The sequence below is a fragment of the Sutcliffiella deserti genome (genome assembly GCF_020037475.1).
Lineage (GTDB): Bacteria > Bacillota > Bacilli > Bacillales > Bacillaceae_I > Sutcliffiella_A > Sutcliffiella_A deserti.
In genome coordinates, this window is sequence record NZ_JAIQDB010000002.1 from 14,658 (window position 1) to 41,205 (window position 26,548).

Consider the following 26,548-nt stretch of genomic DNA (forward strand, 5'->3'; position numbering starts at 1 on the left):
AATAACAACATCATTTCAACCAACAACAAGGCAACAATAGCAAAACCGCCCATACCAAGGCGGTTTTGTTTATTTCCTATTTGAAAGCGCAACCAACCATTTTCCAAGGGAGAGATAAACATGAAATTTTTCATCGATACAGCAAATTTAGAGGAAATTAAAGAGGTACACGAACTAGGGATTCTTGCTGGTGTGACAACAAATCCGAGTCTAGTTGCAAAAGAAAACATCACATTCGAAGACCGCCTACGTGAAATCACATCTTTTGTATCAGGCTCAGTAAGTGCAGAGGTTATCGCACTTGATGCAGAAGGAATGATTGAAGAAGGAAAAACACTTGCAGCTATCGCACCAAACATTACGGTGAAGGTTCCAATGACCCCAGATGGACTAAAAGCAGTAAAAGTATTTTCCGAACTTAATATAAAAACGAATGTTACCCTGATTTTTAATGCAAATCAGGCACTCCTCGCTGCAAGAGCAGGGGCAACCTACGTATCCCCGTTCCTCGGCAGATTAGATGACATTGGCCAAAACGGATTAGATCTAGTAGAGACAATCGCAGATATTTTCGCCGTACATGATATACCAACTGAAATTATCGCCGCATCCATCCGCCATCCACTTCACATCACAGAGGCGGCATTAAAAGGGGCACACATCGCAACAGTTCCATATAAAGTGCTGATGCAACTTTTCGGACACCCTTTAACAGACCAGGGAATTGAAAAGTTCTTGGAGGATTGGAACAACCGAAAGCAATAATTATCTTAGCTAAAAACAATCAATTACCTTAGGAATAAAGTATGAAATATTACGATTCGATAAAGTTTTACACTTTTCCATATATAGATCCAACAAATTCGTGTAAACTATGAGGTAACAGAAATTTTAAGATTGGTAATAATTGTGTATAATAAAAATAACACTCTTGGAAACCAACCTCGCCTTGAAGGGAGACCTATATGGAAAAGTTAAAAATTATTGGTGGCAACAAGTTAAATGGCACAGTACGGGTCAGTGGAGCGAAAAATAGTGCGGTCGCACTTATACCAGCAACCATTCTAGCAGACTCACCTGTAACAATTGAGGGTTTACCCAAAATATCGGATGTAGAGATCTTAAGCAGCTTACTAGAGGAAATCGGTGGAACCACATCGATGGAAGGGGAAGACCTAACGGTTGATCCTTCCAAAATGATTGCGATGCCTTTACCTAGTGGAAAAGTGAAAATGCTTCGTGCTTCCTATTATCTGATGGGAGCAATGCTTGGCAGATTCAAAAAAGCAGTGGTAGGTTTACCGGGTGGTTGTCATCTAGGCCCAAGACCGATTGATCAGCATATCAAAGGTTTTGAAGCCCTGGGTGCAAAAGTTACAAACGAGCAAGGAGCAATTTACCTTCGTGCGGACGAGCTGAGAGGCGCGCGTATCTATTTAGATGTCGTGAGTGTCGGCGCAACAATTAATATCATGCTTGCTGCAGTAAAAGCAAAAGGCAGAACCATTATTGAAAATGCCGCAAAAGAACCAGAAATCATTGACGTAGCAACTTTATTAAGCAGTATGGGCGCTCGAATCAAAGGGGCAGGGACCGATGTGATCCGAATCGATGGAGTGGATGAACTTCATGGATGCAAGCACACAATTATTCCCGACCGTATTGAAGCAGGGACCTATATGATTATGGCTGCTGCGAGTGGCGGAGAAATCATTATCGACAACGTGATACCACTTCATTTGGAGCCGCTGATTGCCAAGCTTCGCGAAATGGGTGTACGAATCGATATTAATGATAATCAGGACCAATTGCTAATAGTACCGGGAGAAAAATTAAAAGGCATCGATGTGAAAACACTCGTGCATCCTGGGTTCCCGACAGATCTTCAACAGCCGATGACAACTTTGCTTACGAAGTCTGAAGGAACAAGCATTGTAACAGATACCATCTATTCCGCGCGATTCAAGCATGTAGATGAGCTTCGTCGCATGAATGCGCAAATAAAAGTGGAAGGTCGTTCAGCAATCATTAACGGTCCTACACAGCTTCAAGGAGCAAAAGTGAAGGCAAGCGACTTGCGGGCAGGTGCATCCTTGGTGATCGCTGGTCTGTTAGCAGAAGGCATTACAGAAATAACTGGACTTGAACATATAGATAGAGGCTATAGTCATTTAGAAGAGAAACTAAAAGGCTTAGGTGCAACGATTTGGCGCGAAGATATGTCCGAAGAAGAAATCGAGGAGATGCAGAACTCTTAACAGAGTTCTGCATTTTTTTATTGTTAATCATGTCAATCACTCCTTAATGTGATATACTATTAATCAAAAGTATGACATAATGCTAGAGTTTGCATTAGTTTTAAGATCTTAGTAAAGATTTTATTCGGAAAGTTTGCGGCTGGAATTTCTATGCGAAAACAGCCACGTAAAAAAAGGAAGATACATAGAAAAGATAAACAAAGGGAGTGGGAGAAATGGAAAGAAGTTTATCCATGGAATTAATTCGAGTAACAGAAGCGGCGGCTCTATCCTCTGCACGTTGGATGGGAAGAGGCGACAAAGTGAATGCTGACGATGCAGCAACCTCAGCGATGCGCGATGTATTTGATACCATTCCGATGAAGGGTACCGTCGTAATCGGAGAAGGCGAAATGGATGAAGCTCCTATGCTCTATATTGGAGAAAAGCTCGGAACAGGTTATGGACCACGAGTGGATGTAGCGGTCGATCCTTTGGAAGGGACAAGCATCGTGGCATCAGGCGGCTGGAATGCACTCGCTGTTTTAGCTGTTGCCGATCATGGTAACCTCTTACATGCCCCAGATATGTACATGGATAAAATAGCAGTAGGACCGGAAGCTGTTGGGAAAATCGATATTAATGCATCGGTACTTGATAACCTGAAAGCAGTTGCTAAAGCAAAAAACAAAGACATTGAAGACCTGGTGGCAGTTATCTTAAACAGGCCACGACATGAAAAAATCATAGCAGAATTAAGAGAAGCAGGAGCACGAATCAAGCTGATTGATGATGGAGATGTAGCGGCTGCCATTAATACCGCTTTCGATCATACAGGTGTTGATATCCTATTCGGTTCAGGGGGCGCGCCTGAAGGGGTTATCGCAGCTGTAGCGCTTAAATGCTTAGGCGGAGAAATCCAAGGAAAGCTATTGCCACAAAACGAAGAAGAAATGATCCGTTGCCGCAAAATGGGCATTGAAAACATAGATGCTGTTCTTAGAATGGAAGACTTGGTCCGTGGAGATGACGCAATCTTCGCTGCCACAGGAGTGACGGATGGAGAGCTACTCCGAGGTGTTCAGTTTAAGGGAACAAACGCTACAACTCATTCTGTTGTCATGCGTGCTAAATCCGGAACCGTCCGATTTGTAGATGGTCAGCATAATATTAAGAAAAAACCTAACCTCGTATTCAAACCGTAAGCGGAAAAGCCGCTTGCGGTTTTTCTCCTGTATTTGCCCAAATAGGTCAAAAAAGTGGAATGACTATCGAATTATTTAGGGAAAGGCTCTGTTAAAGTTGTGTGTTGATAATAAGGCTATTCCAGCGATGATTGGAGCAAAAGGCGGAGACTCCAACGGGAGATAGCGGAATACTTGCGACCCCGCAGGCGCAGCCGAGGAGGCTCCAGCACCGCCCCGTGGAACGCGTAGTCTTTTGCGGAAATCAACAGCGGCGTTTAACATAGCCTAGGGGAAAGATGATTATTTCGACACAATATGAGACGTTTCCCGACTATTCCCCAGAAAATATTAGTAGGTTACAAAGCTTGTCTATAGAAAATAGTTGCTTAAAAGTATCAAATGTGGGTAAAATATTAAATGCTACGCATATTATGTGTAATTTATCCTTTTCTTCCTAGTGATTCTTCTCCATATCTTCATAAGGAGAGTTTTCCCACATTTATAGGGGAGTAAGTCCTCGGATACAGGTCAGCAGAATATCCGGATATCTGATATCCCATCCTTCGAATTTAATTTCAGCTCGAATCAGTTTTGGAAGACAAACAATTTAATTTTTTTCCTATCCTCACTAAATAATAGAATAGAGTGGTGTTTTCTTTTTATGGATTTAACAATTTCTCTTTTAGAAAATTTAAAACTGAAAGAACTGTATGAGTATGCACGTCAACATAAAGTATCGTACTACAGTAAACTTACGAAAAAAGAACTTATTTTTGCGATATTAAAAGCGCAAGCAGAAAAGGACGGCCTCCTGTTTATGGAAGGTGTATTGGAAGTGATTCAATCGGAAGGGTTCGGCTTCCTACGCCCAATCAACTACTCCCCAAGCTCCGAAGATATCTACATCTCCGCCTCCCAGATTCGTCGTTTTGATTTAAGAAACGGAGACAAAGTTTCAGGAAAGGTCCGTCCTCCTAAAGAAAACGAGCGTTATTACGGGCTGCTACATGTGGAAGCGGTAAACGGTGACGATCCGGAATCTGCAAAGGACCGTGTCCATTTTCCAGCACTGACTCCTTTATATCCAGATCGTAAAATATCGTTGGAGACTACCCAAAAGAGTCTTTCCACCCGTATCATGGATCTGATCGCACCTGTTGGGTTTGGCCAGCGTGGATTAGTGGTAGCACCACCTAAAGCAGGTAAAACGATGCTGATTAAAGAGATTGCCAACAGCATCACAACGAACCATCCGGAAGCGGAATTGATTGTCTTACTAATAGACGAGCGTCCGGAGGAAGTAACAGACATTGAACGTTCGGTGGCAGGAGACGTAGTAAGCTCCACATTCGATGAAGTTCCAGAGAACCACATCAAGGTGGCCGAGCTTGTTTTAGAGCGTGCCCTGCGTCTTGTGGAGCATAAACGGGACGTAATCATCCTAATGGATAGCATTACCCGTTTAGCGCGTGCCTACAACCTTGTAATCCCGCCAAGCGGACGTACGTTATCCGGGGGGATTGATCCGGCTGCATTCCATCGTCCGAAGCGATTCTTTGGAGCAGCACGTAATATTGAAGAAGGCGGAAGCTTAACGATTCTTGCCACAGCACTTGTGGAAACAGGCTCCCGTATGGATGATGTTATCTATGAAGAATTTAAAGGAACAGGTAACATGGAATTACACTTGGACCGCAACCTTGCAGAACGTCGTATCTTCCCAGCGATCGATATTCGTCGCTCTGGTACACGTAAAGAAGAACTGCTTGTACCAAAAGAACACCTTGATAAGCTATGGGCAATCCGTAAAACAATGTCAGATACACCTGATTTTGCTGAAAAGCTGCTTAGAAGGCTGCGTCAGACAAAATCGAATCAGGAATTCTTTGATATTTTAGAAGAAGATCAAAAGGCAGGGACTGCAAAGCGATAGGAGGTTCAAGGTGAGAGAGCGATATTTTCGGTCGTTTCTTACCTGAATATACCTAGTGGAAATATTTGTCCACTTCCTTATTGCAAATATCTCTTAAAGTAATCTTGCAAAACCTAAAATTCCTTGATATAATTTCATCAGTGTGTTTTTAAGATAAATGATGTCGAATTTTGATTTGGTATCATTTTAATGATAACTCTGTTTCGAAAGACTCAGGGCGAAAAGGAGATGACAATAATGAAAGCTGGAATTCATCCGGATTATCGTAAAGTTGTATTTTTGGATACAAACACAAGTTTCAAATTCATCACTGGTTCTACGATGAAATCAAACGAAACAATCGAATGGGAAGACGGTACTACTTACCCTCTAATCAAAGTCGAGATCTCTTCTGATTCTCACCCATTCTACACTGGACGTCAGAAGCATGCTGCTGCTGATGGACGTGTTGAGCGTTTCAACAAAAAATACGGCCTTAAGTCTTAAGTTTCGTAATAAAGTGAAACAGGCAGGTTATCCTATATCTTGCCTGTTTTTTTACTTTACATATAGAAGTGCTTATGTTTCCTTTTGGAGACTGAGCACTTTTTATACGCAAAAAAACCCTAAAAAACGCTATAAAATAGAAGGGAGAGGCTGTGCATGTACGTAATGAAGCATACAGGTTGGGTAGAAGTGATTTGTGGCAGTATGTTTTCTGGAAAATCAGAAGAACTGATACGCCGCATGCGACGCTCCCAATTTGCCAAACAAACCATCCAGGTTTTTAAACCAGCAATAGACAACCGTTACGCAGATGAAGCTGTTGTTTCACATAATGGTACATCCATCATTGCTATGCCAGTTCCCACTTCCCTTGCTATCCTTGATCAAGTGGAAGAACAAACAGATGTGGTCGGCATCGATGAAGTTCAGTTCTTTGATGAGGACATTATAAAAGTGATTCAAGAGTTGGCAGACAGAGGCTACTGTGTCATTGCAGCCGGTCTTGACCAGGATTTCCGTGGAGAGCCATTCGGGAAAATTCCGGAGTTGTTGGCCATCGCTGAGTCTGTAACAAAACTACAAGCTGTATGTGCTGTCTGCGGGTCTCCTGCTAGCCGCACACAACGTTTAATTAACGGCAACCCAGCTTGTTACGATGATCCCATTATTTTAGTCGGCGCTTCGGAATCATACGAACCTCGTTGTCGTCATCATCATGAAGTCCCTCTAAATGTTTCCGTGCTTCAAGAAGTAAAAAAGTAACATTTTTTCCTAATATATTACCAAAGTTTTTTGTGAAGAGAGGATACGCTAATAGCAGGAGGTGTTTGCATGAAACGTGCAATCCTGTTAATGGTAGTATGCTCTTTTTTTATTAGTGCCTGTGGGGTGGTAGGGGACGAGCATCATACGCTACAAAAACAAGACATAGATGGAACAAGGCTAATTGGAACAACCGGTGAGGATGGATTTTACCGACGTAATTTAGATTCGGAAGACTACAACACCAATCAAAACCCTAATTTCCTCGATCTATCGGAAACCCGCCCTACCTACGGAGATGACCAGGATAAGTTAAGGGAAGTCATTAGTATGAACAGCAATCTTGACCCTGGAGGCGTGTACATCACAGGCGACACAGCCCGCGTTACTGCCTATGCGGATGGCTCGATGTCCAAAAAGGAAAAAGATAAAATCAAGCGCCACCTACAACGTAAATTTGTTGATGTTATGCCACGTTACTATGTGCACCTGACGATTAAGGAAAGATAGTGCGAACAAGCATGGGGTAGCCGCGCTTAAATTAATTTAGACAGTGAAAAACCCCAGAAACGGTTCTGGGGTTTTGAATCTTTATTATTACCAAGTTTTAATATAGTGTATGGATTATCATTTTTTAAAAGATAACCCTTCTTCTTCTAATAAAATTCTCATGGTAGGTAAGGAAGCTGGTCCAATACCATGAAATTTTAAAATTTCTTTTTCAGTGAACATTGATAGTTCTGGCAAAGTTTCAATACCTTCGTGAATTAACGCATTTCTTGCTGGGGAACTGAGTTTCGAAAGGAAGCCGCTTTTAGGTTTATTCTCCTTATCACAGGTAGGGCAACTTGTACATTCACTACTTTTATAATATTTATGTCCCTTTTCGCAAACCCTCAGACTTTTTTCAATTAGCAAAATAACCCCTCCAAACAATTTCTAAAAACAATTTTAACATATCTACATTCTGTGATACTTCCCGATAAGCGCCATATAAGGAGTAACTTCTTATATTCTTTAACGTTCCATAGTAAATGCTTCACTATAGATCATACGCAGCTTCGATGAGTTATCGTCCCACTTAATTGGTTTACCATTGACGATTTGTGCTAATACATCCAGACATCTATGCCATCCTGCTGCGGTTTGAACTGCCCATGAATTATCGTTAAAAGTATGGGTAAAGATCATTCGACAACCTTCATCTTCTTGCACCAATGAAATGTTTATCAGATCATCAACTTCACGGAAACCAAATAAATACGGTGCATCTAACTGTGTAATAGTACCACTATAAGTCGTTCCTTCACCATCATCGAAGGCAATCTGGCCGCCCATTCTGAGATCCATCTCCCCTGTTGCGAAAGGGTACCACTGAGAGAAGAAACTTGGATTCGTAATGGCAAGGAAAACCTCTTCAGAATCTTGAGAAAAAAATCGTTCAAATCTTAAAGCAAAACGACTGTCTGACTTTTGTAGGGTACCATATCCATTCTCCATTTGAAATCTCCTTTCTTTCTACAGTTTTTTATTTTATGGTAACATGTATGGTATCTAAATGAATTTAATATTCTCAGCAAAGGTGGCATCCATACATATGAAAACACTAGTCTGTTTTGGTGACAGTCTGACTGCAGGACATGAAGGGAAGGAAAGACCTCGCCTTTCTGAAAAGCTTACGCATCAACTTTCGGCCTACAAAGTTATAAATGCAGGTGTGGCAGGTAATACCACAAAGGACGCACTCAACAGGATTGACAAGGATGTATTGAACTTTACTCCAGATCTTGTAACCGTGCTCTTTGGGTCAAATGATGCCGCAGCAAATAAAAAAGTTGGCATTAAAACCTATAAGGAAAACTTGTTGAAAATGACCAACCTCATAGGACCGGATCGGACGATACTTATCACGCCGCCACCAGTGGATGAAACGCTGCAACCCAACAGAACAAATAGCGAATTGGCTAAATACGCAGATGCGGTAAAACAGGTAGCAGAAGAAACAGGCAGCCATTTTATTGAATTTTTCACAGAAGTCCATTCGATACCAGATTATGAAAAGCTATTAGTTGGAATATTAAATGACGGATTGCACTTTGGTGAAGCGGGCTATGATCTTTTGTCAGAGCTGATTACAAAGAAAATAAGTGAGATAAGTTCCTGAGGGGAAAACCTGATACTAGGAGCAACGGGCAACAAATATTTATTTCTACTCTCAATTCCCCATACTACCCAGCCGTGAACGTCCTTTTTCCAGTGATTTGATTTTGACGCGGCACCTAACCTATACTATAATTAGAATGTTATACGCAAGGAACAAAATACTAGTTGCAGATGATAGTCTGCACACATTACATAGAGGTGAATGCACGTGTTTGATCGTTTGCAGTCTGTAGAGGCACGTTACGATAAATTAACGGAGCTATTAAGTGACCCCGCGGTTATCAATGATACGAAGAAACTTCGAGAGTATTCGAAGGAACAATCTGATATGCAGCAGACGGTAGAAGTGTACCGTGAATATAAGGATGTAAAAGAGCAATTGGACGATGCGAAAGCAATGTTAGAGGATAAAATGGATGCAGATATGCGTGAAATGGTAAAAGAGGAGATTTCTGAACTCGAATCGCAGCAGGAAAAGTTGGCGGAGCGTTTGCATATCCTTCTTTTACCGAAAGATCCGAATGATGACAAAAACGTTATTATGGAGATTCGTGGTGCAGCTGGAGGAGATGAGGCGGCATTATTTGCCGGCGATCTGTATCGTATGTACAGCCGTTTTGCGGAAGCGCATGGCTGGAAAACGGAAGTAATGGATGCGGCGTCAACTGGTGTGGGTGGTTATAAGGAAATTATCTTTATGATTACAGGTAAAGGTGCTTATTCCCAACTGAAGTTTGAAAATGGGGCACATCGTGTACAACGTGTACCTGAAACTGAGTCTGGTGGACGTATTCATACTTCCACTGCGACGGTTGCGGTTTTACCGGAAGCAGAAGAGGTTGAAATTGAGATTCATGAAAAGGATATTCGGACAGATACGTTCGCATCAAGTGGACCTGGAGGACAATCCGTTAACACGACAATGTCTGCCGTTCGTCTGACGCATATTCCAACAAACACCGTAGTTTCCTGTCAGGATGAAAAATCACAAATTAAAAACAAAGAAAAAGCGATGAAGGTTCTTCGTGCAAGAGTGTATGATAAATTTCAACGTGAAATACAAGCTGAATATGATGCAAACCGGAAGCAGGCCGTTGGTACTGGGGACCGCTCCGAACGTATTAGAACTTATAATTTCCCGCAAAACCGTGTGACAGATCACCGTATTGGATTAACGATCCAGAAGCTTGACCAGATTTTACAAGGAAAGCTGCAAGAAATCGTCGATACGTTGATTATGGAAGACCAAGCCCTAAGAATGGATCAGATGGAGAAATGATGAAGGCAATGAAAGTGTTTGAAGCCCTAAACTGGGCTTCTTATTTTTTAAAAAAGAATCAGCGTGACGAAAATGCGGGAGAATTATTGTTACGTCATCATATGAAATTAGAACGTGCCCAGCTGTTGGGCAGAATGCAGGAAGTGGTACCTTCGGGAATTCAAAGTTCGTTTGTGTTCAATGTGCACAAGCATGCAGCGGGAATTCCGGTTCAATATTTAATGGGCAAAGAAGAGTTCTACGGGCGCAACTTTTTTGTAAGTGAAGAGGTACTCATACCAAGACCTGAAACAGAAGAGCTTGTTGTAGGGGTGTTAGAGAGAGTGAAAAGACACTTTGGCGATACAACGGAAAAGTTAAGTCTAGTGGATGTGGGGACAGGGAGTGGTGCTATTGCCATAACCTTGGCGCTTGAAAATGAGAGGCTAGCAGTAAATGCAACCGATATTGCAGGAGAATCCTTAGAAGTGGCGATGGACAATGCCAAAGAACTAGAGGCGGATGTAGAGTTCCTAGAGGGAGACCTGCTGCTGCCTTTTATCGAGCAAGGGATAAAAGTGGACATAGTGGTATCTAATCCTCCTTACATTACCGAAAAAGACTACGAAGGCCTGTCAACGGTTGTAAAGGATTTCGAACCATATCGTGCACTGGTCAGTGGTACTTCAGGCTTGGAATTTTATGAGCGCTTTATGGACGAGCTGCCAAAAGTATTGAACGAACGTGGACTGATTGCATTTGAAGTTGGAATGGGACAGGGCGAAGCGGTAAAGAACTTATTATTAAAGACATTTCCACATGCGAATGCAGAGGTTGTCCTTGATATAAATGGAAAAGATCGCATGGTATTTGCGGAAATAGGTTAATAAGTTTTAAGCGTGTAAAAGAATCAAAAAAAGGTGTATGGAAGACAGTGGTTGTTTCGATTAGTTAGAGGGAAAAATCAGGAGCGCACCTTGCAAGTGAAGGTTTGACAAGGTGGGGAAAGTTTCCTAGCAAGGCTAGTTATATGATTGCTCCTTCATTTTTAGGTGGTCTGGCTAATGTCAGGCCACTATTTGTTTTTTCTGCGACATAAAGGATAATTGCTTGCAGAATTTCTTCCTTCTGTTCGGCTTTCGCAACCTCCAAGAGTTGTGAGAGGGTCGAGTCATACGAGACATTGCGGTGATAATGATGGTAAAAGGCTTTGCCCTTCAGCCATTTGCCACCAACCTGTATCTCAAAACCAATAGGAATGCTAATATGATTAAATATACTCTCCATCTCTCCAATGCGGAAAGCTTCAATATGGCAAGTGAACGATCTCATAATCTAACCTTCTTTCTTACTAAGTTTCCTTCTCGATGCATCATACTTTTCTTGCCGTGCCATGTCAACAACTGCGCTAATTACAAGCGCACTACCCTAACCAATACCCCCTAACGACCAAACTGAAACTAGCAAACTACCAAAAATTCTGCCACACCCTCCATGCTGCCATCCTCCCCCCAGCTGTCTCGCTTCGCTTCGACAGCTGGGGGGGAAATCCTGCTGGGGTCTGGCCCCATATTTTTCGACAAACTTATCTTTTTTCATTTTCTTTTATTTTACTAGTTTAGGATTTTTGTTTTTTGCCTAGACTGGTTGCTAGAGGGGAGAGTGTTGGAAGATGATACAATTAAAAAAGAATGTTATAAGCTTATATATAGTATTACTGTTTGTGGGTGCGTACGTCACGGTGGTAGGGGAGCAGGTAACGGCAGGGGCGGAAGTGAAGAATGGCGCAATGGTGATACCAGATGAGGCGATCAGGCTTCGTATTCTAGCAAACAGTGACAGCCAAGCGGATCAGGAGTTAAAAAGAAAGATTCGGGACAGAGTGAACGAAGAGATCACTGTATGGGTGGAGGGCCTTACCTCCATGGAAAATGCTCGCGAGGTTATCAAAGGAAATATCGAACAAATTGAGATGATTGTGGAAGAAGTGATGGTCGAGGAAAATCAGATACAACAGTATAATGTAGACTTCAGTAGAGTGGATTTTCCAACAAAAATGTATGGCAAATTCATCTACCCTGCAGGAGATTATGAAGCCATTCTTATCACACTTGGAAAAGGTACAGGCGCGAACTGGTGGTGCGTACTATTTCCGCCACTATGCTTCTTAGACTTCTCAAACGGCGAAGCAACAGCAACACCATTTGAAGAAACTCCATCCGAAACGGTATCAGCGAAAGCAGATGCGAGCAACACAACGGCTCAGGCTCAAGACTTTGTCGTGGATGAAGAGCCCGAAGAAGTGGAGGTGAAATTCTTCTTGGTGGAATTTCTATCATCTCTATGGGAAAAAATCACGGCGTAACGTTCTACTTTTTCCACCACCTTAATAGAGTAGTAGTAGAAAAAATACTAGAAGAGGTGGAGAAAAATGAAAAAATTACGTTCCGCTACAAAAGAAGACCATTGGGCCATGCAAGTCTTTTTAAGACAAGCAAACATCAGTACAATGGGGTTAGAAGACAAAATAGAGAATTTTATCATTTTAGAAGAAGAGGAACAAGGAATTTGTGGGACAATTGGGATCGAGAAAATCGAGCGCGATGGACTCTTACGCTCCCTCGTCATTGGACCTTCTGTTAACCAAATGCATCTACTGCAAATGTTTGAGCACACACAACAGCATGCCCGCAGAAAAGAACTAGACAGACTATACCTTGTAACAAACAAACAGGACTACATACAATTTTTTGAACTCCTTGGCTTTCATCCACAAGAAGTCCACAATGTCCCAACAGAAATAACAGAATCCGAGCATTTAAAAGAAACCATGGAACAACATACCTGCACCTTTATGATGTGCAAACTATAAAAAGCAGGTAAATTTCTAAAAAATAGTGGATATTCACAAACTTATCCACAGAACAGACGTGCCTTATCCACAGAATGTGGATAAGGCTTGTATAATTTGGACAAGTTCTTTATACTTTTGAAAGTAAAACCTTCTATATTCACATGTTAATAGATACTTAAATGAGGCTGATAAAATGAAAACAAAAAAATGGATTGTGGATAACAGTGATTCTTTAAAAACTAGTTATCCACAACTACTGGAAGCGGCAGCGCTTCTCAAACAAGATGAGGTAGTTGCCTTTCCAACTGAAACGGTCTATGGATTAGGTGCCAATGCCCTGTCAGACCAAGCGGTATTAAGGATCTTTGAAGCAAAGGGACGTCCAAGCGACAACCCGTTAATCGTACATATTACAAAAAAAGAACAACTCACAGGACTTGTGGATAACGTGTCAGCATCTGCCGAACAGCTCATGGAAGCTTTTTGGCCTGGACCGCTTACACTTGTGTTAAAAAGCAAAGAGGGAGTGTCCTCCTATGTAACAGCAGGGCTCGATACACTTGCGATCCGAATGCCCGACCATCCTGTGGCACTTGCACTAATGGAGGTAGCCGGACTTCCGCTAGCAGCTCCGAGTGCCAACCTCTCCGGAAAGCCAAGTCCAACGACTGCAGCACATGTTGCAGAAGATCTGGATGGGAAAATTGCCGGCATCGTGGATGGTGGTCCGACAGGCGTTGGCTTGGAATCGACCGTTGTGGATTGTACCACCGAAATTCCAATAATTTTACGACCTGGTGGAGTAACAAAAGAAGAGCTTGAGAAAGTTGTCGGCAGAGTTGAGATGGACCCGGCATTAAAGTCCCAGGACCATGCACCAAAATCTCCCGGCATGAAATATACCCATTACGCACCGATTGCTCCCGTATTTTTAATAAATGGGGATGAGGATTTTTTCAAAAACATCATCCTCACCGCCCAAAAGGAAGGAAAAAAAGTTGGGGTCCTCGTCACTGAAGAAAAGAAGGCCCTATTAAAAGGTGCAGGCGATGTGGTGGTCACTTGTGGTTCTATTAACAATTTATCCACAGTTGCCGCCCAACTTTATGATGCCTTAAGAGCCTTTAATAATAAAAAGGTGGACGTGATTTATAGTGAAATCTTTCCCTATGAAGGCGTAGGCGCAGCAATAATGAACCGCTTAGAAAAAGCAGCAGGCAATAAAATACTCACTCCATGAAGCAAGGGCTCCGAGCATTCGGTGCCTTTTTCTTATTCTCTTTCAAGTAAAAGGACAACCTTTTCCTTCTAATCCAAACTTCCCCTGCATATCTTGAAGTAGACAAGTCCGGGAAGGGGAAATGTGAAGGATGACAGGAATGGTTGGAGAGTTAGCGACGCTTGTAATAATGGCAGTTGCATTAGGAATGGATGCTTTTTCAGTAGGACTTGGCATGGGGATGATCAAACTAAGATTGCGTCAAATCTTTTACATAGGAGTTATTATTGGAATTTTTCACGTGTTTATGCCCCTCGGCGGGATGCTCATTGGTAGATTGCTATCCGACCAGTTTGGCGGTATTGCCACACTTATCGGTGGCCTGCTACTTATTATGTTAGGTGTTCAGATGATGCTATCCTCTTTCAAAAAAGAAGAAGGGCCCCTTATTACTCCTGTCGGGGCAGGACTAATTCTATTTGCGCTAAGTGTGAGCTTGGACAGCTTCTCGGTCGGACTCAGCCTTGGGATATACGGGGCGAGAACGCTTTTAACAATTCTTGTTTTCGGAGCGGTCAGCATGCTGCTCACCTGGCTAGGATTGTTCTTTGGGAGAAAGCTACAAGGCTGGCTCGGATCGTATAGTGAAGCGCTTGGCGGCAGTATTTTGTTAGGGTTTGGGTTAAAACTTCTGTTTTTCGCCTAGTTTTTTTATGAAGAATTTTAATGCCGATATCAAAAATAACAATAAAAACAACTGTCAATGTGAAATAGCTTTTGCCTAAAATCTTAGATGGGTACTTTCTACTAGAAGGAATAATGAGCATCCATGTAGAAAATAATACTAACTAAGTCTAATAGGTAGGTGCATAGATGGTCCAGAACTGGAAGGAAAGTTACCATAAACGAGTGAAACCGATTCTTTTTATTCAAATGGTTGGAAGTGTACTTATCTTTATCATACTCGCTAACAATTTTTTTAATGAATTCAGCATGGTGCAGTTTAAGCTGCTTTTTTGGCTGCTTGCTGTTGTTAGTTTTTCTCTGGCGCTGGAGGATATGCTGTCTAAAAAGCAGCGGTCTGTTTATATGCTGAAATTCTCGACGACTGTTATTTATTTGATTTTCCCGATATTTTTGCTACATTAGAGGACCTTTTAGAGGTCTTTTTGTTTTTGCTTGGGGTTTTTTAGGCTTAATAGTAAGGAGGCTATCCTGAAATTAGGAAGGGTAACGTTTTAACTCCCTGTTCCTTTACGTTTCAGGTGCTCGCTTTCCGCGGGGCATGTGGGTGACTCCTCGGCTAAGCCTAGACCAAAGATAAGAACACTTTTGTATTTAGGGTTCAGCTATTAACCGCTGTTAATTTCCACGCCAGGCTTCGCGTCCGCGGGGCGCTTGGGAAGCCTCCTCGGCTATGCCTGCGGGGTCTTCCCTAAGCACTATCTCCCGCTGGAGTCTCCGCCTTTCGTTCCAATCAACAGCTAGGCGCACCAAAAGCAAATGTTACTCTTTTAAGATAATTTCAGTACCCTCGCTGGCCTGGGGGTCTTCCGTCCATCGCTACCGCCCGTGGGAGTCACTTTAATCTTCTGGGTGGAGTACTTTGTATAGGAGGACCGTCTATATTTAGTTTATGGTGAGAAGTCTCCATGATGGGTGAAGGGCTACAAATTAAATCACTTTATAGCTTAGGTATTATTATAAATCTAAATGGCATGATCCTTCTCTTCTGGGATTCTGTTACAGAAGGGGGTAAATCTATAACGTCCCTAGCTGTTGATTGGAGCGCCAGTCGTAGACTCCTGCGGGAGGAGCGGAGTCAGGGAGACCCCGCAGGCGCTAGCCGAGGAGGCTTCCGACCCGCCCGCGGAAAGCGAAGACTGGCGCGGAAATCAATAGCGGTGTATGGACCACCTTAAATATTGCTTCCTTTATTGCGAATCCAACCCATTAAAGTTTATTTCAAATTGTCCCCTACTAGAATTAAAGATTACAGGAAATTTGTCGAAATAACAGGAGAAGACCTTTTTTCTTCTCTAGCCTTTTGACTATAATACGGATAAAGGAGGAGTCAGGATGAATATTTTATTTGTGTGCACCGGAAATACTTGCCGCAGTCCGATGGCAGAAGCAATTTTAGCAAGCAAGAAAATAGAAGGTGTTAAAGTTAGGTCTGCAGGTGTGTTTGCGATGCAGGGAAGCGCGGCATCTTATCAGGCGCAGGAAGTGTTAAAAGAAAACGGAATCACCAATCAGCACACATCCTCTCCTGTGACAGAAGAGCTAATCGAGTGGGCGAGTTTAATTTTAACCATGACATCAAAGCACAAAGTCTTGTTGGAGGACCGCTTTCCAAAGGCTCATGGAAAAACCTATAGCTTAAAAGAATATGCCGGGGAGTATGGAGAGGTATCTGATCCTTTTGGTGGAAGCATACATACGTACAAAAGCACATGGGACGAACTACAGGCTTTGATGGAAAAAGTAATAATGAAACTAAAATAAATTAAAGAGAAGCAAGACCATTTAGGGGGAAGTAACATGGAGGAAAGAAGAAAGTATAAGTTTGGGCTGCGATATAAGCTAGTGTTATTCGCAACTGTTTTAGCTGCAATCACCTATACAGTAAGTGGACTTTTCATTTATGTGGTAGCAGATTATGTGGAAGATTTCATAAGTCCCGGTGTATTTACGACGCTGACGCTTATTTTAGGAGTAGCATGGTCAGGGATTTTGGCCTATTTTGCAGCTAGGGTCATTACCAAGCCATTGCAGCAGCTAGAAGAAGTAGCGCAAAGAGTAGCAAATGGCGACCTGTCAGAGGATGTTCCTGTATCAGATTCTCGCGATGAAATCAGTGCAGTTGGAGACGCGTTTAACCTGATGCTTCATAACTTAAGAGGCATGGTGAAATCGATCGACAACCATTTTCAACAAACAAATAGTAAAGTGGAGGAAATCTCCGACGTATCGATGAGTGCTTCCGAGCAAGCGGAAAACATTTCTTTAACAATCGAAGAAATAGCCAAAGGGGCAGAAAGCTCGGCATCCTCCATTCAGGATACAGCGGAATCTGTTGAAGAAGTAATCAAAATTGCAGATGAAGTTCATGAAAAAGCAACAACTTCCCAGACTCTTTCCGAAGCAATGGTAAAAGATCTAGAAGAAAGCAAAGAAGTGATTCATTCCTTGGTATCGGGCATTCAACACCTTGCAGGGGAAAATGCTACAAGTTTAAAAACAGTAGAACGTCTAGAAAAGAATGCAAAAGAAGTAGAAAATATTATTTCCCTTGTTGGTGATATTGCCGGGCAAACCAACTTACTTGCGCTTAATGCTTCTATTGAAGCGGCACGTGCAGGCGAGCATGGTCGTGGATTTGCAGTGGTTGCCGAAGAGGTTCGTTCCCTAGCAGACGAAAGTGCTAAAGCAGTTAAAGGCATTTCTGAGCTTATAAAAAATATCCAAGAAGAAGTGAAGAATGTTGTTACACAGATCACGAGCCAAGTGAAAGCGGCAAACGTTGAAGCGGAAAAAGGAACAGCAACCAATTCAGTGATCGCAGAAATGACGAACTCCGTTTTAGAAGTGGCAGATAGCGTCAAACAAATCGCAACACTGGTCGATAAGCAAATGGATAGCATCCAAGTGACAGCAAGACAGTCACAGGAAGTAGCAGCCATCGCAGAAGAAACTTCAGCTGGCGCACAAGAAGTGACAGCGACAACTCAAGAGCAAGCAAACATGATTGCCAACATCGAAAAAATTTCCCAGGAACTTGCAGGTCAAGCAAGCGAACTGAAGCGGACGATTTCAAAGTTTAAAATTTAAAAAAGCATGCGAAAAGCTCGAGCGACTGTTCGGGCTTTTTTTCATTTTTTTAAGGAATAATTTATTAATCTAACAACCTTTTCCAAAGAAGCTAATCAGCCTAAACGGAACATTGGATTTTTTTTAGGTCCAAGGGTAAGATGTAGGTATAAACTTATTCCAGCTGAGGGGATGAAAAACATGAAAGTAGCAATTGCTTCAGATCATGGTGGCATTAATATTCGAGAAGAAATAAAAGGCCTTTTGAAAGAATTAAATATAGAGTTTGAAGACTTTGGTTGCGAGTGCGAGACATCGGTGGATTACCCCGACTACGCATTGCCAGTGGCAGAAAAAGTAGCCAATGGAGAGTTTGACCGAGGAATCCTGATTTGCGGCACAGGAATTGGAATGTCAATCGCGGCAAACAAAGTTAAAGGCATCCGCTGTGCACTTGTTCATGATCTGTTCAGTGCAAAAGCAACACGCGAACATAATGATAGCAATATTTTAGCAATGGGAGAGCGCGTCATCGGCCCTGGTCTTGCGCTTGAAATTGCAAAGGTCTGGCTTACAACCGACTACGAAGGTGGACGTCACGCCAATAGAGTACAAAAGATTCATGCAATCGAAAAATAAATGGTAAGTAGCAGCATAATGCCCATGGGTGTCAGCAAGTTATAGGGCATCTGTGGGTTGTTTTAATATTTATAGAGCAAGCAGTTACGTAATTCGCCAAAGCGAAAGGAGAGGGAATTTTATGCCTGAAAAGTGGAAAGAGCAATTAACTCAAGTATTAAAAGACCTCCAAGAGCATGCATCTCTGCAAAAAGGACAGCTACTAGTAATAGGCTGTTCGACAAGTGAAGTTATCGGCGAAAAGATCGGTACAGCGGGTACGGAAGATGTGGCGGAAACAATCTTTGCGACCCTATCAGACTTTCAAAAGCAGACAGGCGTGGAGCTTGCGTTTCAATGCTGTGAACATATCAACCGCTCGCTTGTGGTCGAAAGAGAAACTGCGACAAAACGCGGATTAGATGAAGTCACCGTCATTCCGGTACGACACGCAGGTGGTGCGATGGCATCTTATGCCTATCTACAGATGAAAGATGCTGTCATGGTTGAGCACATCAAGGCTGACGCTGGTATCGACATTGGTGACACATTAATAGGCATGCACATTAAACACGTTGCCGTTCCGGTAAGAAGCAAAGTTAAATCCATCGGCCAAGCCCACGTCACCATGGCCAGAACACGGCCAAAACTTGTTGGTGGGGCAAGGGCTGTCTACGAGATCGTTTTGGATGTAGCATCGGAGAAATAGTGCGAGGTTAAAGGTTGGATGGCCACTAACAAATATAGTTGCGCTTAAATACACTAGTATATAAAGGGTTTGGCTATAGACCGCTGTTTCTCTTCACGAAAGGCTTCGCGTCCGCGGGGTGCTTGTGAAGCCTCCTCGGCTAGCGCCTGTGGGGTCTTCCCTAAGCACTACCTCTTAGCAAGGAGTCTCCGCCTTTCGTTCCGATCCACAGCTGGGATTGATAGAATCAAATGTTGCTTATTTGGAACAGAATTTCATAGGTAAAATATGGTGAAACCTTTCTATTCAAGGGATTTACATAGGAAGACACCACACAAAAAAGTAGAGAAGGTCCTCACATATAAAGTGCTCCCACCTGTGTATTGGAGTGGCAGGTGATCGACTCTCGCACCGCCCCGCGGAAAGCGATCAACTGAAACGGAAAGGAACAGGGAGTTAAACCACTCCCCAACATATTCTCATAAACCCCGCATGTATTAGTCATCATCCAAAAACTAAATGAAAATCCCTAAATAACGAAAGCTTCCAAACGTAAGCGCTACCAATCTTCCTTTTCTGTTTCTATTCTCCCTCCCTCATGATAAAATAATAAAAGTGAAAGTCCTAAAACCGAATAACTAACAACAAAAACAAAATCCAATGCATCGTTTATATCTAAAGGGGGATTCCGAAAGTGAAATTAGCACAACAAGATCAACAAGTGTTTCAATCAATTCAAGATGAATTAAGCAGACAACGTACGAAAATTGAGCTGATTGCTTCTGAGAACTTTGTAAGTGAAGCCGTTATGGAAGCACAGGGTTCTGTGTTAACAAACAAGTACGCAGAAGGATATCCAGGACGCCGCTATTATGGTGGATGTGAACACGTAGACGTAGCAGAGAATATTGCCCGTGATCGTGCCAAGGAAATTTTCGGAGCCGAGCATGTTAATGTTCAGCCCCACTCAGGTGCTCAAGCGAATATGGCGGTTTATTTTACCATTCTAGAACAAGGCGACACCGTTCTTGGGATGAACCTGTCACATGGTGGTCACCTAACGCACGGCAGCCCAGTTAACTTTAGTGGAATACAATATAATTTTGTGGAGTATGGAGTGGACAAGGACTCTCATACGATTAACTATGAAGATGTGGCAGAAAAAGCAAGGCAGCATAAACCGAAACTGATCGTAGCAGGAGCGAGTGCATATCCTCGAGCGATTGATTTTGCAAAATTCCGTGAGATCGCCGATGAGGTAGGTGCTTACCTAATGGTCGATATGGCGCATATCGCAGGACTAGTTGCAGCAGGTTTACATCAAAACCCGGTACCTTACGCAGATTTTGTTACAACAACCACGCACAAAACTCTTCGTGGACCACGTGGTGGAATGATTTTGTGCAAAGAAGAATGGGCGAAGAAAATTGATAAGTCAATCTTCCCTGGTATTCAAGGTGGACCATTAATGCATGTAATCGCGGCAAAAGCGGTGGCATTTGGAGAAGCGCTTCAACCAGAGTTCAAAGACTATGCGCAAAAAATTATCGACAATGCCAAGCGCCTAGCAGAAGCATTGAAAAAAGAAGGACTAACCCTTGTTTCTGATGGAACAGACAACCATTTACTTTTAGTTGATGTGCGTTCTTTATCTATTACAGGTAAAATCGCGGAGAAAGTATTGGATGAAGTAGGAATCACCGTCAACAAAAACACGATTCCATTTGATCCAGAAAGTCCATTCGTGACAAGTGGTGTACGTATTGGAACAGCTGCTGTAACAAGCCGCGGCTTTGGTTTAGAGGATATGGACGAAATTGCATCGCTAATTGGCTTTATTTTAAAAAATCATGAAGACGAGTCTAAGCTTGAAGAAGCGAAAGCGCGCGTTGAAGCAATTTCAGGTAAATTTGAATTATATCCGTCTCTTGGATAATGAATAGTGTAGAGGTCTGAAGTTAGACCTCTATTTTTTTGTGCAATAAGACGATAATGGACTTGAATCACTTTCGCTTTTTCTGTAGAATCAATGGAAGTGTGATTAGAAAGCTAGGCCGAAGAAACAATGGTCGGCTCACAGAGAACATTATAATGAGGAATACAAAGGAGAGATTTCGAATGGCAAAAGTGTACGTATTTGATCATCCATTAATTCAACACAAACTTACATACATCCGAGATAAGAGAACTGGTACGAAAGAATTTCGTGAGCTTGTCGATGAGGTAGCAAGTTTAATGGCATTCGAGATTACTCGTGATCTTCCACTTCAGGAAGTGGATGTGGAAACTCCGGTTTCTGTAGCAAAATCAAACGTATTATCTGGTAAAAAACTTGGAATCATCCCAATTCTTCGTGCAGGACTAGGCATGGTAGAAGGAATGCTGAAATTGATCCCAGCTGCAAAAGTGGGTCATATCGGATTATACCGCGATCCTGAAACATTGCAGCCTGTCGAATATTACGTAAAATTACCTTCTGATGTGGAAGAAAGAGACTTCATCGTAGTTGACCCAATGCTTGCAACTGGTGGATCTGCTGTAGAAGCGATCAATTCCCTGAAAAAGCGCGGCGCAACAAGCATTAAATTTATGTGCCTGATTGCCTCTCCTGAAGGCGTGGAAGTGGTAAAAGAAGCACACCCAGACGTAGATATCTTTATTGCAGCATTAGATGAAAAGCTAAACGAAAAAGGCTACATCGTCCCAGGTCTAGGCGACGCCGGCGACCGTTTATACGGAACAAAATAAATTGGTGAGTGCTCTCTTTTTAAAAGGGGGCACTTTTTTTATTTTGAGCAAAATTTTTGTGCAAAATAAGTACATGAAAGGCAAGGGAGAGAGCGAATGATGTATGTAAAATGTCAAAGTAAGTACATGAAAAGCGCAGGAGAGTCCGGATGATGTATGTAAAAGAGCAAAGTAAGTACATGAAAAGCAAGAGAGAGGTCGGATGATGTATGTAAAAAGGCAAAGTAAGTACATGAAAAGCGCGGGAGAGTCCGAATGATGTATGTAAAAGAGCAAAGTAAGTACATGAAAAGCAAGAGAGAGGTCGGATGATGTATGTAAAAAGGCAAAGTAAGTACATGAAAAGCGCGGGAGAGTCCGAATGATGTATGTAAAAGAGCAAAGTAAGTACATGAAAAGCAAGAGAGAGGTCGGATGATGTATGTAAAAAGGCAAAGTAAGTACATGAAAAGCGCGGGAGAGTCCGAATGATGTATGTAAAAGAGCAAAGTAAGTACATGAAAAGCAAGAGAGAGGTCGGATGATGTATGTAAAAAGGCAAAGTAAGTACATGAAAAGCGCGGGAGAGTCCGAATGATGTATGTAAAAGAGCAAAGTAAGTACATGAAAAGCAAGAGAGAGGTCGGATGATGTATGTAAAAAGGCAAAGTAAGTACATGAAAAGCGCGGGAGAGTCCGAATGATGTATGTAAAAGAGCAAAGTAAGTACATGAAAAGCAAGAGAGAGGTCGGATGATGTATGTAAAAAGGCAAAGTAAGTACATGAAAAGCGCGGGAGAGTCCGAATGATGTATGTAAAAGAGCAAAGTAAGTACATGAAAAGCAAGAGAGAGGTCGGATGATGTATGTAAAAAGGCAAAGTAAGTACATGAAAAGGAAGGGAGAGAGCGGATGATGTATATAAAAGCGCAAAGTAAGTACATGAAAAGCAAGAGAGGGGCAGGATGAGGTATGTAAAAGCGCAAAGTAAGTACATGAAAAGCATGAGAGGGGCAGGATGATGTATGTAAAAGCGCAAAGTAAGCACATGAAAAGCAAGAGTGATGCCGGATGATGTATATAAAAGAGCAAAGTAAGTACATGAAAAGCAAGAGTGATGCCGGATGATGTATATAAAAGAGCAAAGTAAGTACATGAAAAGCAAGAGTGATGCCGGATGATGTATATAAAAGAGCAAAGTAAGTACATGAAAAGCAAGAGAGGGGCAGGATGATGTATGTAAAAGCGCAAAGTAAGCACATGAAAAGCAAGAGTGATGCCGGATGATGTATGTAAAAGCGCAAAGTAAGTACATGAAAAGCAAGGGAGGGGCAGGATGATGTATGTAAAAGCGCAAAGAAAGCACATGAAAAGCAAGAGTGATGCCGGATGATGTATATAAAAGAGCAAAGTAAGTACATGAAAAGCAAGAGTGATGCCGGATGATGTATATAAAAGAGCAAAGTAAGTACATGAAAAGCAAGAGTGATGCCGGATGATGTATGTAAAAGCGCAAAGTAAGTACATGAAAAGCAAGAGTGATGCCGAATGATGTATATAAAAGAGCAAAGTAAGTACATGAAAAGCAAGAGTGATGCCGGATGATGAATGTAAAAGCGCAAAGTAAGTACATGAAAAGCAAGAGAGAGTCCGGATGATGTATATAAAAGCGCAAAGTAAGAACATGAAAAGCAAGAGTGATGCCGTATGATGTATATAAAAGAGCAAAGTAAGTACATGAAAAGCAAGAGTGATGCCGAATGATGTATGTAAAAGCGCAAAGTAAGTACATGAAAAGCAAGAGAGAGTCCGGATGATGTATGTAAAACAGCAAAGTAAGTACATCAAAATCAAAAAAGAAGTAGAATGATGTACCGAAGTATGAACACGCCCTCCAATAACCAGTTAAAACCCCAAAAACTCCCACTATTAAGTCGTTCTAGGATTAACAAGACCTCAGTGCCAATTCCCTTCCACTTCCTCACATAAAATGCATATTTCCACTACCTTTGCAAATCCTACAAAGTAGAGGTGAGGCGACGTGTTTAGTAGGAAACTTATTTTGTGTATAGTCTTCATTTTTTCTGCCATGGCAGGGAATATCCATGCAACTGCACAGACTATTTCGATGTCGATGGAATCTGATACTAAGTATCCCGAGAGACCGCCGCTTCCGGTGTCAAATCCAGAGGAGCAGACGGTTCAAACGGTGATTTTGATCGTGGAGGATGAAGCACAAGAAGCAATCCGAAGTAAAATTCAAAGCAAGTATCCAACTTTATTAATTAAACGAACCTATACGGCAGTATTTCATGGATTTGCCATCCATGGTCCGATAAAGGATATAGAAAAGCTGCAAAAAGAAGACGGTATCAAAGAAATTTCCCCTGTAACGAACTACACGCCACATATTGACGAGAGTGTTCCGTTTATCGGTGGGGAGCGGATTCGGGGTTATTACGATAAAGAGGGCAACCGCCTGACAGGTAATGGAGTGAAGGTCGGGATCATCGACACTGGCATCGACTATACCCATCCAGACTTGAGGAATAATTATGGTGGTGGCTATGATTTTGTTGATGAAGATGATGATCCAATGGAAACGCAAAAGTCTCAAGGGCAACCAACGCTCCATGGTACACATGTAGCTGGTATTATTGCAGCAAATGGAAAATTTAAAGGAGTGGCACCAGAAGCTGAAATCATCATGTATCGGGTACTTGGCCCAGGTGGCAACGGTACAAGTGAGCATGTTATCGCGGCAATTGAAAAAGCGATACATGACAAAGTGGATGTTCTTAACCTTTCGCTCGGAAACACGATTAATGGACCGGATTGGCCAACAAGCTTGGCGCTCGACAAAGCAGTGGAGCATGGGGTAATTGCGGTAACCTCAAGCGGTAACTCGGGACCTAATCTTTGGACGGTTGGCTCACCAGGTACATCGGCTGAGGCGATTTCGGTAGGTGCCTCCACTCCGCCACTTAATATCCCGCATCTTTCTTCTGTTTTTTCCAGAAAAGAAATAGAGATGCTGCCACTACAAGGAGCATCGCGCTGGGAATTGTCAAAAAGACCGATGGAAATGGTGTATTTGGGCTTAGGGGAAAAAGAGGATTGGGAAAAAGACGTGAAAGGAAAGATTGTGCTTCTCGAACGAGGGAAAATCCCTTTTTCCGAAAAAGCGCTTCATGCAAAAGAGAAGGAAGCAGCTGCGGTTGTTATTTTTAACAATTTAGATGGCACGTTTACAGGCTCCTTGGAGGCGGAAATGGATCTCCCGGTCGTTTCTATCTCACGAGAAGACGGGTTATTTTTAAAAAAGAAGCTGGAGCGGAAATTTTCTCTCGTGCGTACCACCTACAAATGGCATAAAGATGACATCGCAAGCTTTAGTTCGCGGGGCCCTGTTACCCATAACTGGGAAATAAAACCGGATGTGGTTGCACCAGGTGTTGCCATAGATAGTACGATACCGAACGGCGGCTACCTTGCCCTTCAAGGCACAAGCATGGCAGCGCCGCATGTGGCAGGAGCAAGTGCACTGCTAAAGCAGGCTCACCCTAACTGGAAGCCACATCAAATTAAAGCAGCACTAATGAACACAACAAAACCACTGAGATTAGAAGATGGCACAGAGTATTCCGTTTTAGAGCAGGGAACAGGCAGAATCCAGTTGGAGGCAGCAATCAGAACGAACAGTCTCATCTACCCAGGAACCTTGAATTTTGGCATGCTGGAAAAGAAGGATGTACGCACGGAAAAGAAAATCGAAATTCAAGTGGAGAATATATCCGATCATGCGGTGAACTATACCTTTGAGATGCCAAAAGATCAATCAGGAATTCAATGGAAGCTGCCACTTTCCTTCACCCTCGAGCCGCATGAAAAAAAGAAAACCTTCATCACACTTGACATTACACCTAACCTGCAAAAATCGGGCATGCATGAGGGCAGTGTCTTAGTCAAAGCAGATAACCAAGAAATCCGTCTGCCGTTCCTCTATATAATAGAAGAACCTGACTATCCGAGAATCATGGGCTTTCAATTTGGATTTGGCGACAAGGAAGGGGAATACCAGTATGAAGTCTACTTGCCAGAAGGAGCAGAAGAGCTAGGGATTGCATTATATGAAGCCGATACTCTGCATTTTATAGAATATTTGGATTGGGAAAGAGATCTCCCGCGAGGATTATTCAAGAAGAGGCTATCAGAGGATAAAATTACGGCAAAAGGGCTTGTAAAAGCGGTTGTATTTGCGAAGAAGAAGGACAAAGAAGACTCGGTGGAAGCGGACCTCTATTTTGAGTAATTAGAAGAGCAAGATAAGTCACACAATGTTCACAAACTGCAATATATCAACGGTGGATATCTATGATAAAATAATGTTATACAACAGCCTAATGAGGAAAAAGTTCATCATTTGGCTGTTTTTTTCTGAGAAATTATCTTTAATATGCAGAAACAAGCCATGGCGCATATGGGGTAATTCGTAAAGAGAAAACTTTGTCGTTTTTTATTGGGAACTCATTGACATTGATAAAGTGCTATTGTATGCTTACAAAGGGTATAAAATGATAAGGTTTTCATAAGCTATTCTAAT

The 26,548-nt window shown here is 42.3% G+C and carries 25 protein-coding genes; 22 read left to right on the forward strand and 3 right to left on the reverse strand.

Features of this window, described 5'->3' with window-relative positions; genetic code table 11:
• Positions 1-120: 120 nt before the first annotated feature.
• The 7 genes from fsa (at position 121) to K9B36_RS05510 (ending at position 7,115) form a co-directional block, all read left to right on the forward strand.
• On the forward strand, positions 121-765 hold the full coding sequence (fsa, locus tag K9B36_RS05480; RefSeq protein ID WP_223701022.1) for a fructose-6-phosphate aldolase: 645 nt from the start codon (positions 121-123) through the stop codon (positions 763-765).
• A gap of 200 nt (positions 766-965) precedes the next feature.
• Complete coding sequence (locus tag K9B36_RS05485) at positions 966-2,258, forward strand: UDP-N-acetylglucosamine 1-carboxyvinyltransferase (RefSeq protein ID WP_223701023.1); 1,293 nt, start codon at positions 966-968, stop codon at positions 2,256-2,258.
• 215 nt (positions 2,259-2,473) lie between these two features.
• A complete protein-coding gene (gene glpX, locus K9B36_RS05490) occupies positions 2,474-3,442 on the forward strand; it encodes a class II fructose-bisphosphatase (protein WP_223701024.1) in 969 nt (322 codons plus the stop codon).
• A 643-nt stretch (positions 3,443-4,085) separates the two neighbouring features.
• Positions 4,086-5,357 carry a transcription termination factor Rho gene (gene rho, locus K9B36_RS05495; RefSeq protein WP_223701025.1) on the forward strand — a complete coding sequence of 424 codons (1,272 nt, stop codon included), beginning with the start codon at positions 4,086-4,088 and terminating at the stop codon, positions 5,355-5,357.
• Between the two features lie 237 nt (positions 5,358-5,594).
• Complete coding sequence (locus tag K9B36_RS05500) at positions 5,595-5,843, forward strand: type B 50S ribosomal protein L31 (protein ID WP_223701026.1); 249 nt, start codon at positions 5,595-5,597, stop codon at positions 5,841-5,843.
• A 156-nt stretch (positions 5,844-5,999) separates the two neighbouring features.
• A complete protein-coding gene (locus K9B36_RS05505; RefSeq protein ID WP_223701027.1) occupies positions 6,000-6,605 on the forward strand; it encodes a thymidine kinase in 606 nt (201 codons plus the stop codon).
• A 69-nt stretch (positions 6,606-6,674) separates the two neighbouring features.
• Positions 6,675-7,115, forward strand: coding sequence for a hypothetical protein (locus K9B36_RS05510; RefSeq protein ID WP_223701028.1), 441 nt, complete (start codon positions 6,675-6,677; stop codon positions 7,113-7,115).
• A 117-nt stretch (positions 7,116-7,232) separates the two neighbouring features.
• On the opposite strand, the gene K9B36_RS05515 is transcribed toward K9B36_RS05510, so the two are convergent.
• Both K9B36_RS05515 and K9B36_RS05520 read right to left on the reverse strand, forming a co-directional pair.
• Complete coding sequence (locus K9B36_RS05515) at positions 7,233-7,523, reverse strand: RNA polymerase alpha subunit C-terminal domain-containing protein (protein WP_223701029.1); 291 nt, start codon at positions 7,521-7,523, stop codon at positions 7,233-7,235.
• Positions 7,524-7,622: 99 nt separating this feature from the next.
• Positions 7,623-8,105: an SRPBCC family protein gene (locus K9B36_RS05520; RefSeq protein WP_223701030.1), complete on the reverse strand. Its 483-nt coding sequence runs from the start codon at positions 8,103-8,105 to the stop codon at positions 7,623-7,625.
• 97 nt (positions 8,106-8,202) lie between these two features.
• On the opposite strand from K9B36_RS05520, the gene K9B36_RS05525 reads away from it, so the two are divergent.
• From K9B36_RS05525 to prmC, 3 genes are all read left to right on the forward strand, one after another.
• Entirely contained in the window at positions 8,203-8,769 is a 567-nt protein-coding gene (locus K9B36_RS05525) for an SGNH/GDSL hydrolase family protein (protein WP_223701031.1), read from the forward strand.
• Between the two features lie 207 nt (positions 8,770-8,976).
• A complete protein-coding gene (prfA, locus tag K9B36_RS05530; protein ID WP_223701032.1) occupies positions 8,977-10,047 on the forward strand; it encodes a peptide chain release factor 1 in 1,071 nt (356 codons plus the stop codon).
• Between the two features lie 8 nt (positions 10,048-10,055).
• The gene (gene prmC / locus K9B36_RS05535; protein ID WP_223701567.1) at positions 10,056-10,913 is read left to right on the forward strand and encodes a peptide chain release factor N(5)-glutamine methyltransferase; all 858 of its coding nucleotides are present in this window, start codon (positions 10,056-10,058) and stop codon (positions 10,911-10,913) included.
• A gap of 139 nt (positions 10,914-11,052) precedes the next feature.
• On the opposite strand, the gene K9B36_RS05540 is transcribed toward prmC, so the two are convergent.
• Positions 11,053-11,358 (reverse strand): hypothetical protein, encoded by a 306-nt coding sequence (locus K9B36_RS05540; RefSeq protein ID WP_223701033.1) that lies wholly within the window; start codon positions 11,356-11,358, stop codon positions 11,053-11,055.
• Between the two features lie 340 nt (positions 11,359-11,698).
• Between K9B36_RS05540 and spoIIR the strand changes: the two genes are divergently transcribed.
• The 12 genes from spoIIR to K9B36_RS05600 all read left to right on the forward strand — a co-directional run bounded on the left by spoIIR (position 11,699) and on the right by K9B36_RS05600 (position 26,257).
• On the forward strand, positions 11,699-12,391 hold the full coding sequence (spoIIR, locus tag K9B36_RS05545) for a stage II sporulation protein R (protein ID WP_223701034.1): 693 nt from the start codon (positions 11,699-11,701) through the stop codon (positions 12,389-12,391).
• Positions 12,392-12,457: 66 nt separating this feature from the next.
• A complete protein-coding gene (locus K9B36_RS05550; protein ID WP_223701035.1) occupies positions 12,458-12,898 on the forward strand; it encodes a GNAT family N-acetyltransferase in 441 nt (146 codons plus the stop codon).
• Between the two features lie 175 nt (positions 12,899-13,073).
• Positions 13,074-14,120 carry an L-threonylcarbamoyladenylate synthase gene (locus K9B36_RS05555; protein WP_223701036.1) on the forward strand — a complete coding sequence of 349 codons (1,047 nt, stop codon included), beginning with the start codon at positions 13,074-13,076 and terminating at the stop codon, positions 14,118-14,120.
• 130 nt (positions 14,121-14,250) lie between these two features.
• Positions 14,251-14,805, forward strand: a complete 555-nt coding sequence (locus tag K9B36_RS05560) for a manganese efflux pump MntP (protein WP_223701037.1) — start codon at positions 14,251-14,253, stop codon at positions 14,803-14,805.
• Between the two features lie 167 nt (positions 14,806-14,972).
• Positions 14,973-15,248 (forward strand): hypothetical protein, encoded by a 276-nt coding sequence (locus tag K9B36_RS05565; protein WP_223701038.1) that lies wholly within the window; start codon positions 14,973-14,975, stop codon positions 15,246-15,248.
• 930 nt (positions 15,249-16,178) lie between these two features.
• Positions 16,179-16,607 (forward strand): low molecular weight protein arginine phosphatase, encoded by a 429-nt coding sequence (locus K9B36_RS05570; protein WP_223701039.1) that lies wholly within the window; start codon positions 16,179-16,181, stop codon positions 16,605-16,607.
• 36 nt (positions 16,608-16,643) lie between these two features.
• Positions 16,644-17,933 (forward strand): methyl-accepting chemotaxis protein, encoded by a 1,290-nt coding sequence (locus tag K9B36_RS05575; RefSeq protein WP_223701040.1) that lies wholly within the window; start codon positions 16,644-16,646, stop codon positions 17,931-17,933.
• 180 nt (positions 17,934-18,113) lie between these two features.
• Entirely contained in the window at positions 18,114-18,551 is a 438-nt protein-coding gene (gene rpiB, locus K9B36_RS05580) for a ribose 5-phosphate isomerase B (RefSeq protein WP_223701568.1), read from the forward strand.
• Between the two features lie 121 nt (positions 18,552-18,672).
• On the forward strand, positions 18,673-19,239 hold the full coding sequence (locus K9B36_RS05585) for a TIGR01440 family protein (protein ID WP_223701569.1): 567 nt from the start codon (positions 18,673-18,675) through the stop codon (positions 19,237-19,239).
• 673 nt (positions 19,240-19,912) lie between these two features.
• Entirely contained in the window at positions 19,913-21,154 is a 1,242-nt protein-coding gene (locus K9B36_RS05590) for a serine hydroxymethyltransferase (RefSeq protein ID WP_223701041.1), read from the forward strand.
• 182 nt (positions 21,155-21,336) lie between these two features.
• The gene (upp, locus tag K9B36_RS05595; RefSeq protein WP_223701042.1) at positions 21,337-21,966 is read left to right on the forward strand and encodes a uracil phosphoribosyltransferase; all 630 of its coding nucleotides are present in this window, start codon (positions 21,337-21,339) and stop codon (positions 21,964-21,966) included.
• A 2,020-nt stretch (positions 21,967-23,986) separates the two neighbouring features.
• Complete coding sequence (locus K9B36_RS05600; protein WP_317889859.1) at positions 23,987-26,257, forward strand: S8 family serine peptidase; 2,271 nt, start codon at positions 23,987-23,989, stop codon at positions 26,255-26,257.
• Positions 26,258-26,548: the final 291 nt, after the last annotated feature.

What these genes read in the sequence shown, in the direction of transcription:
- fsa (WP_223701022.1), top strand. Translation starts at nt 121, where the DNA reads ATGAAATTTTTCATCGATACAGCAAATTTAGAGGAAATTAAAGAGGTA.
- K9B36_RS05485 (WP_223701023.1), top strand. Translation starts at nt 966, where the DNA reads ATGGAAAAGTTAAAAATTATTGGTGGCAACAAGTTAAATGGCACAGTA.
- glpX (WP_223701024.1), top strand. Translation starts at nt 2,474, where the DNA reads ATGGAAAGAAGTTTATCCATGGAATTAATTCGAGTAACAGAAGCGGCG.
- rho (WP_223701025.1), top strand. Translation starts at nt 4,086, where the DNA reads ATGGATTTAACAATTTCTCTTTTAGAAAATTTAAAACTGAAAGAACTG.
- K9B36_RS05500 (WP_223701026.1), top strand. Translation starts at nt 5,595, where the DNA reads ATGAAAGCTGGAATTCATCCGGATTATCGTAAAGTTGTATTTTTGGAT.
- K9B36_RS05505 (WP_223701027.1), top strand. Translation starts at nt 6,000, where the DNA reads ATGTACGTAATGAAGCATACAGGTTGGGTAGAAGTGATTTGTGGCAGT.
- K9B36_RS05510 (WP_223701028.1), top strand. Translation starts at nt 6,675, where the DNA reads ATGAAACGTGCAATCCTGTTAATGGTAGTATGCTCTTTTTTTATTAGT.
- K9B36_RS05520 (WP_223701030.1), bottom strand. Translation starts at nt 8,105, where the DNA reads ATGGAGAATGGATATGGTACCCTACAAAAGTCAGACAGTCGTTTTGCT.
- K9B36_RS05525 (WP_223701031.1), top strand. Translation starts at nt 8,203, where the DNA reads ATGAAAACACTAGTCTGTTTTGGTGACAGTCTGACTGCAGGACATGAA.
- prmC (WP_223701567.1), top strand. Translation starts at nt 10,056, where the DNA reads ATGAAAGTGTTTGAAGCCCTAAACTGGGCTTCTTATTTTTTAAAAAAG.
- K9B36_RS05540 (WP_223701033.1), bottom strand. Translation starts at nt 11,358, where the DNA reads ATGAGATCGTTCACTTGCCATATTGAAGCTTTCCGCATTGGAGAGATG.
- spoIIR (WP_223701034.1), top strand. Translation starts at nt 11,699, where the DNA reads ATGATACAATTAAAAAAGAATGTTATAAGCTTATATATAGTATTACTG.
- K9B36_RS05550 (WP_223701035.1), top strand. Translation starts at nt 12,458, where the DNA reads ATGAAAAAATTACGTTCCGCTACAAAAGAAGACCATTGGGCCATGCAA.
- K9B36_RS05555 (WP_223701036.1), top strand. Translation starts at nt 13,074, where the DNA reads ATGAAAACAAAAAAATGGATTGTGGATAACAGTGATTCTTTAAAAACT.
- K9B36_RS05560 (WP_223701037.1), top strand. Translation starts at nt 14,251, where the DNA reads ATGACAGGAATGGTTGGAGAGTTAGCGACGCTTGTAATAATGGCAGTT.
- K9B36_RS05565 (WP_223701038.1), top strand. Translation starts at nt 14,973, where the DNA reads ATGGTCCAGAACTGGAAGGAAAGTTACCATAAACGAGTGAAACCGATT.
- K9B36_RS05570 (WP_223701039.1), top strand. Translation starts at nt 16,179, where the DNA reads ATGAATATTTTATTTGTGTGCACCGGAAATACTTGCCGCAGTCCGATG.
- K9B36_RS05575 (WP_223701040.1), top strand. Translation starts at nt 16,644, where the DNA reads ATGGAGGAAAGAAGAAAGTATAAGTTTGGGCTGCGATATAAGCTAGTG.
- rpiB (WP_223701568.1), top strand. Translation starts at nt 18,114, where the DNA reads ATGAAAGTAGCAATTGCTTCAGATCATGGTGGCATTAATATTCGAGAA.
- K9B36_RS05585 (WP_223701569.1), top strand. Translation starts at nt 18,673, where the DNA reads ATGCCTGAAAAGTGGAAAGAGCAATTAACTCAAGTATTAAAAGACCTC.
- upp (WP_223701042.1), top strand. Translation starts at nt 21,337, where the DNA reads ATGGCAAAAGTGTACGTATTTGATCATCCATTAATTCAACACAAACTT.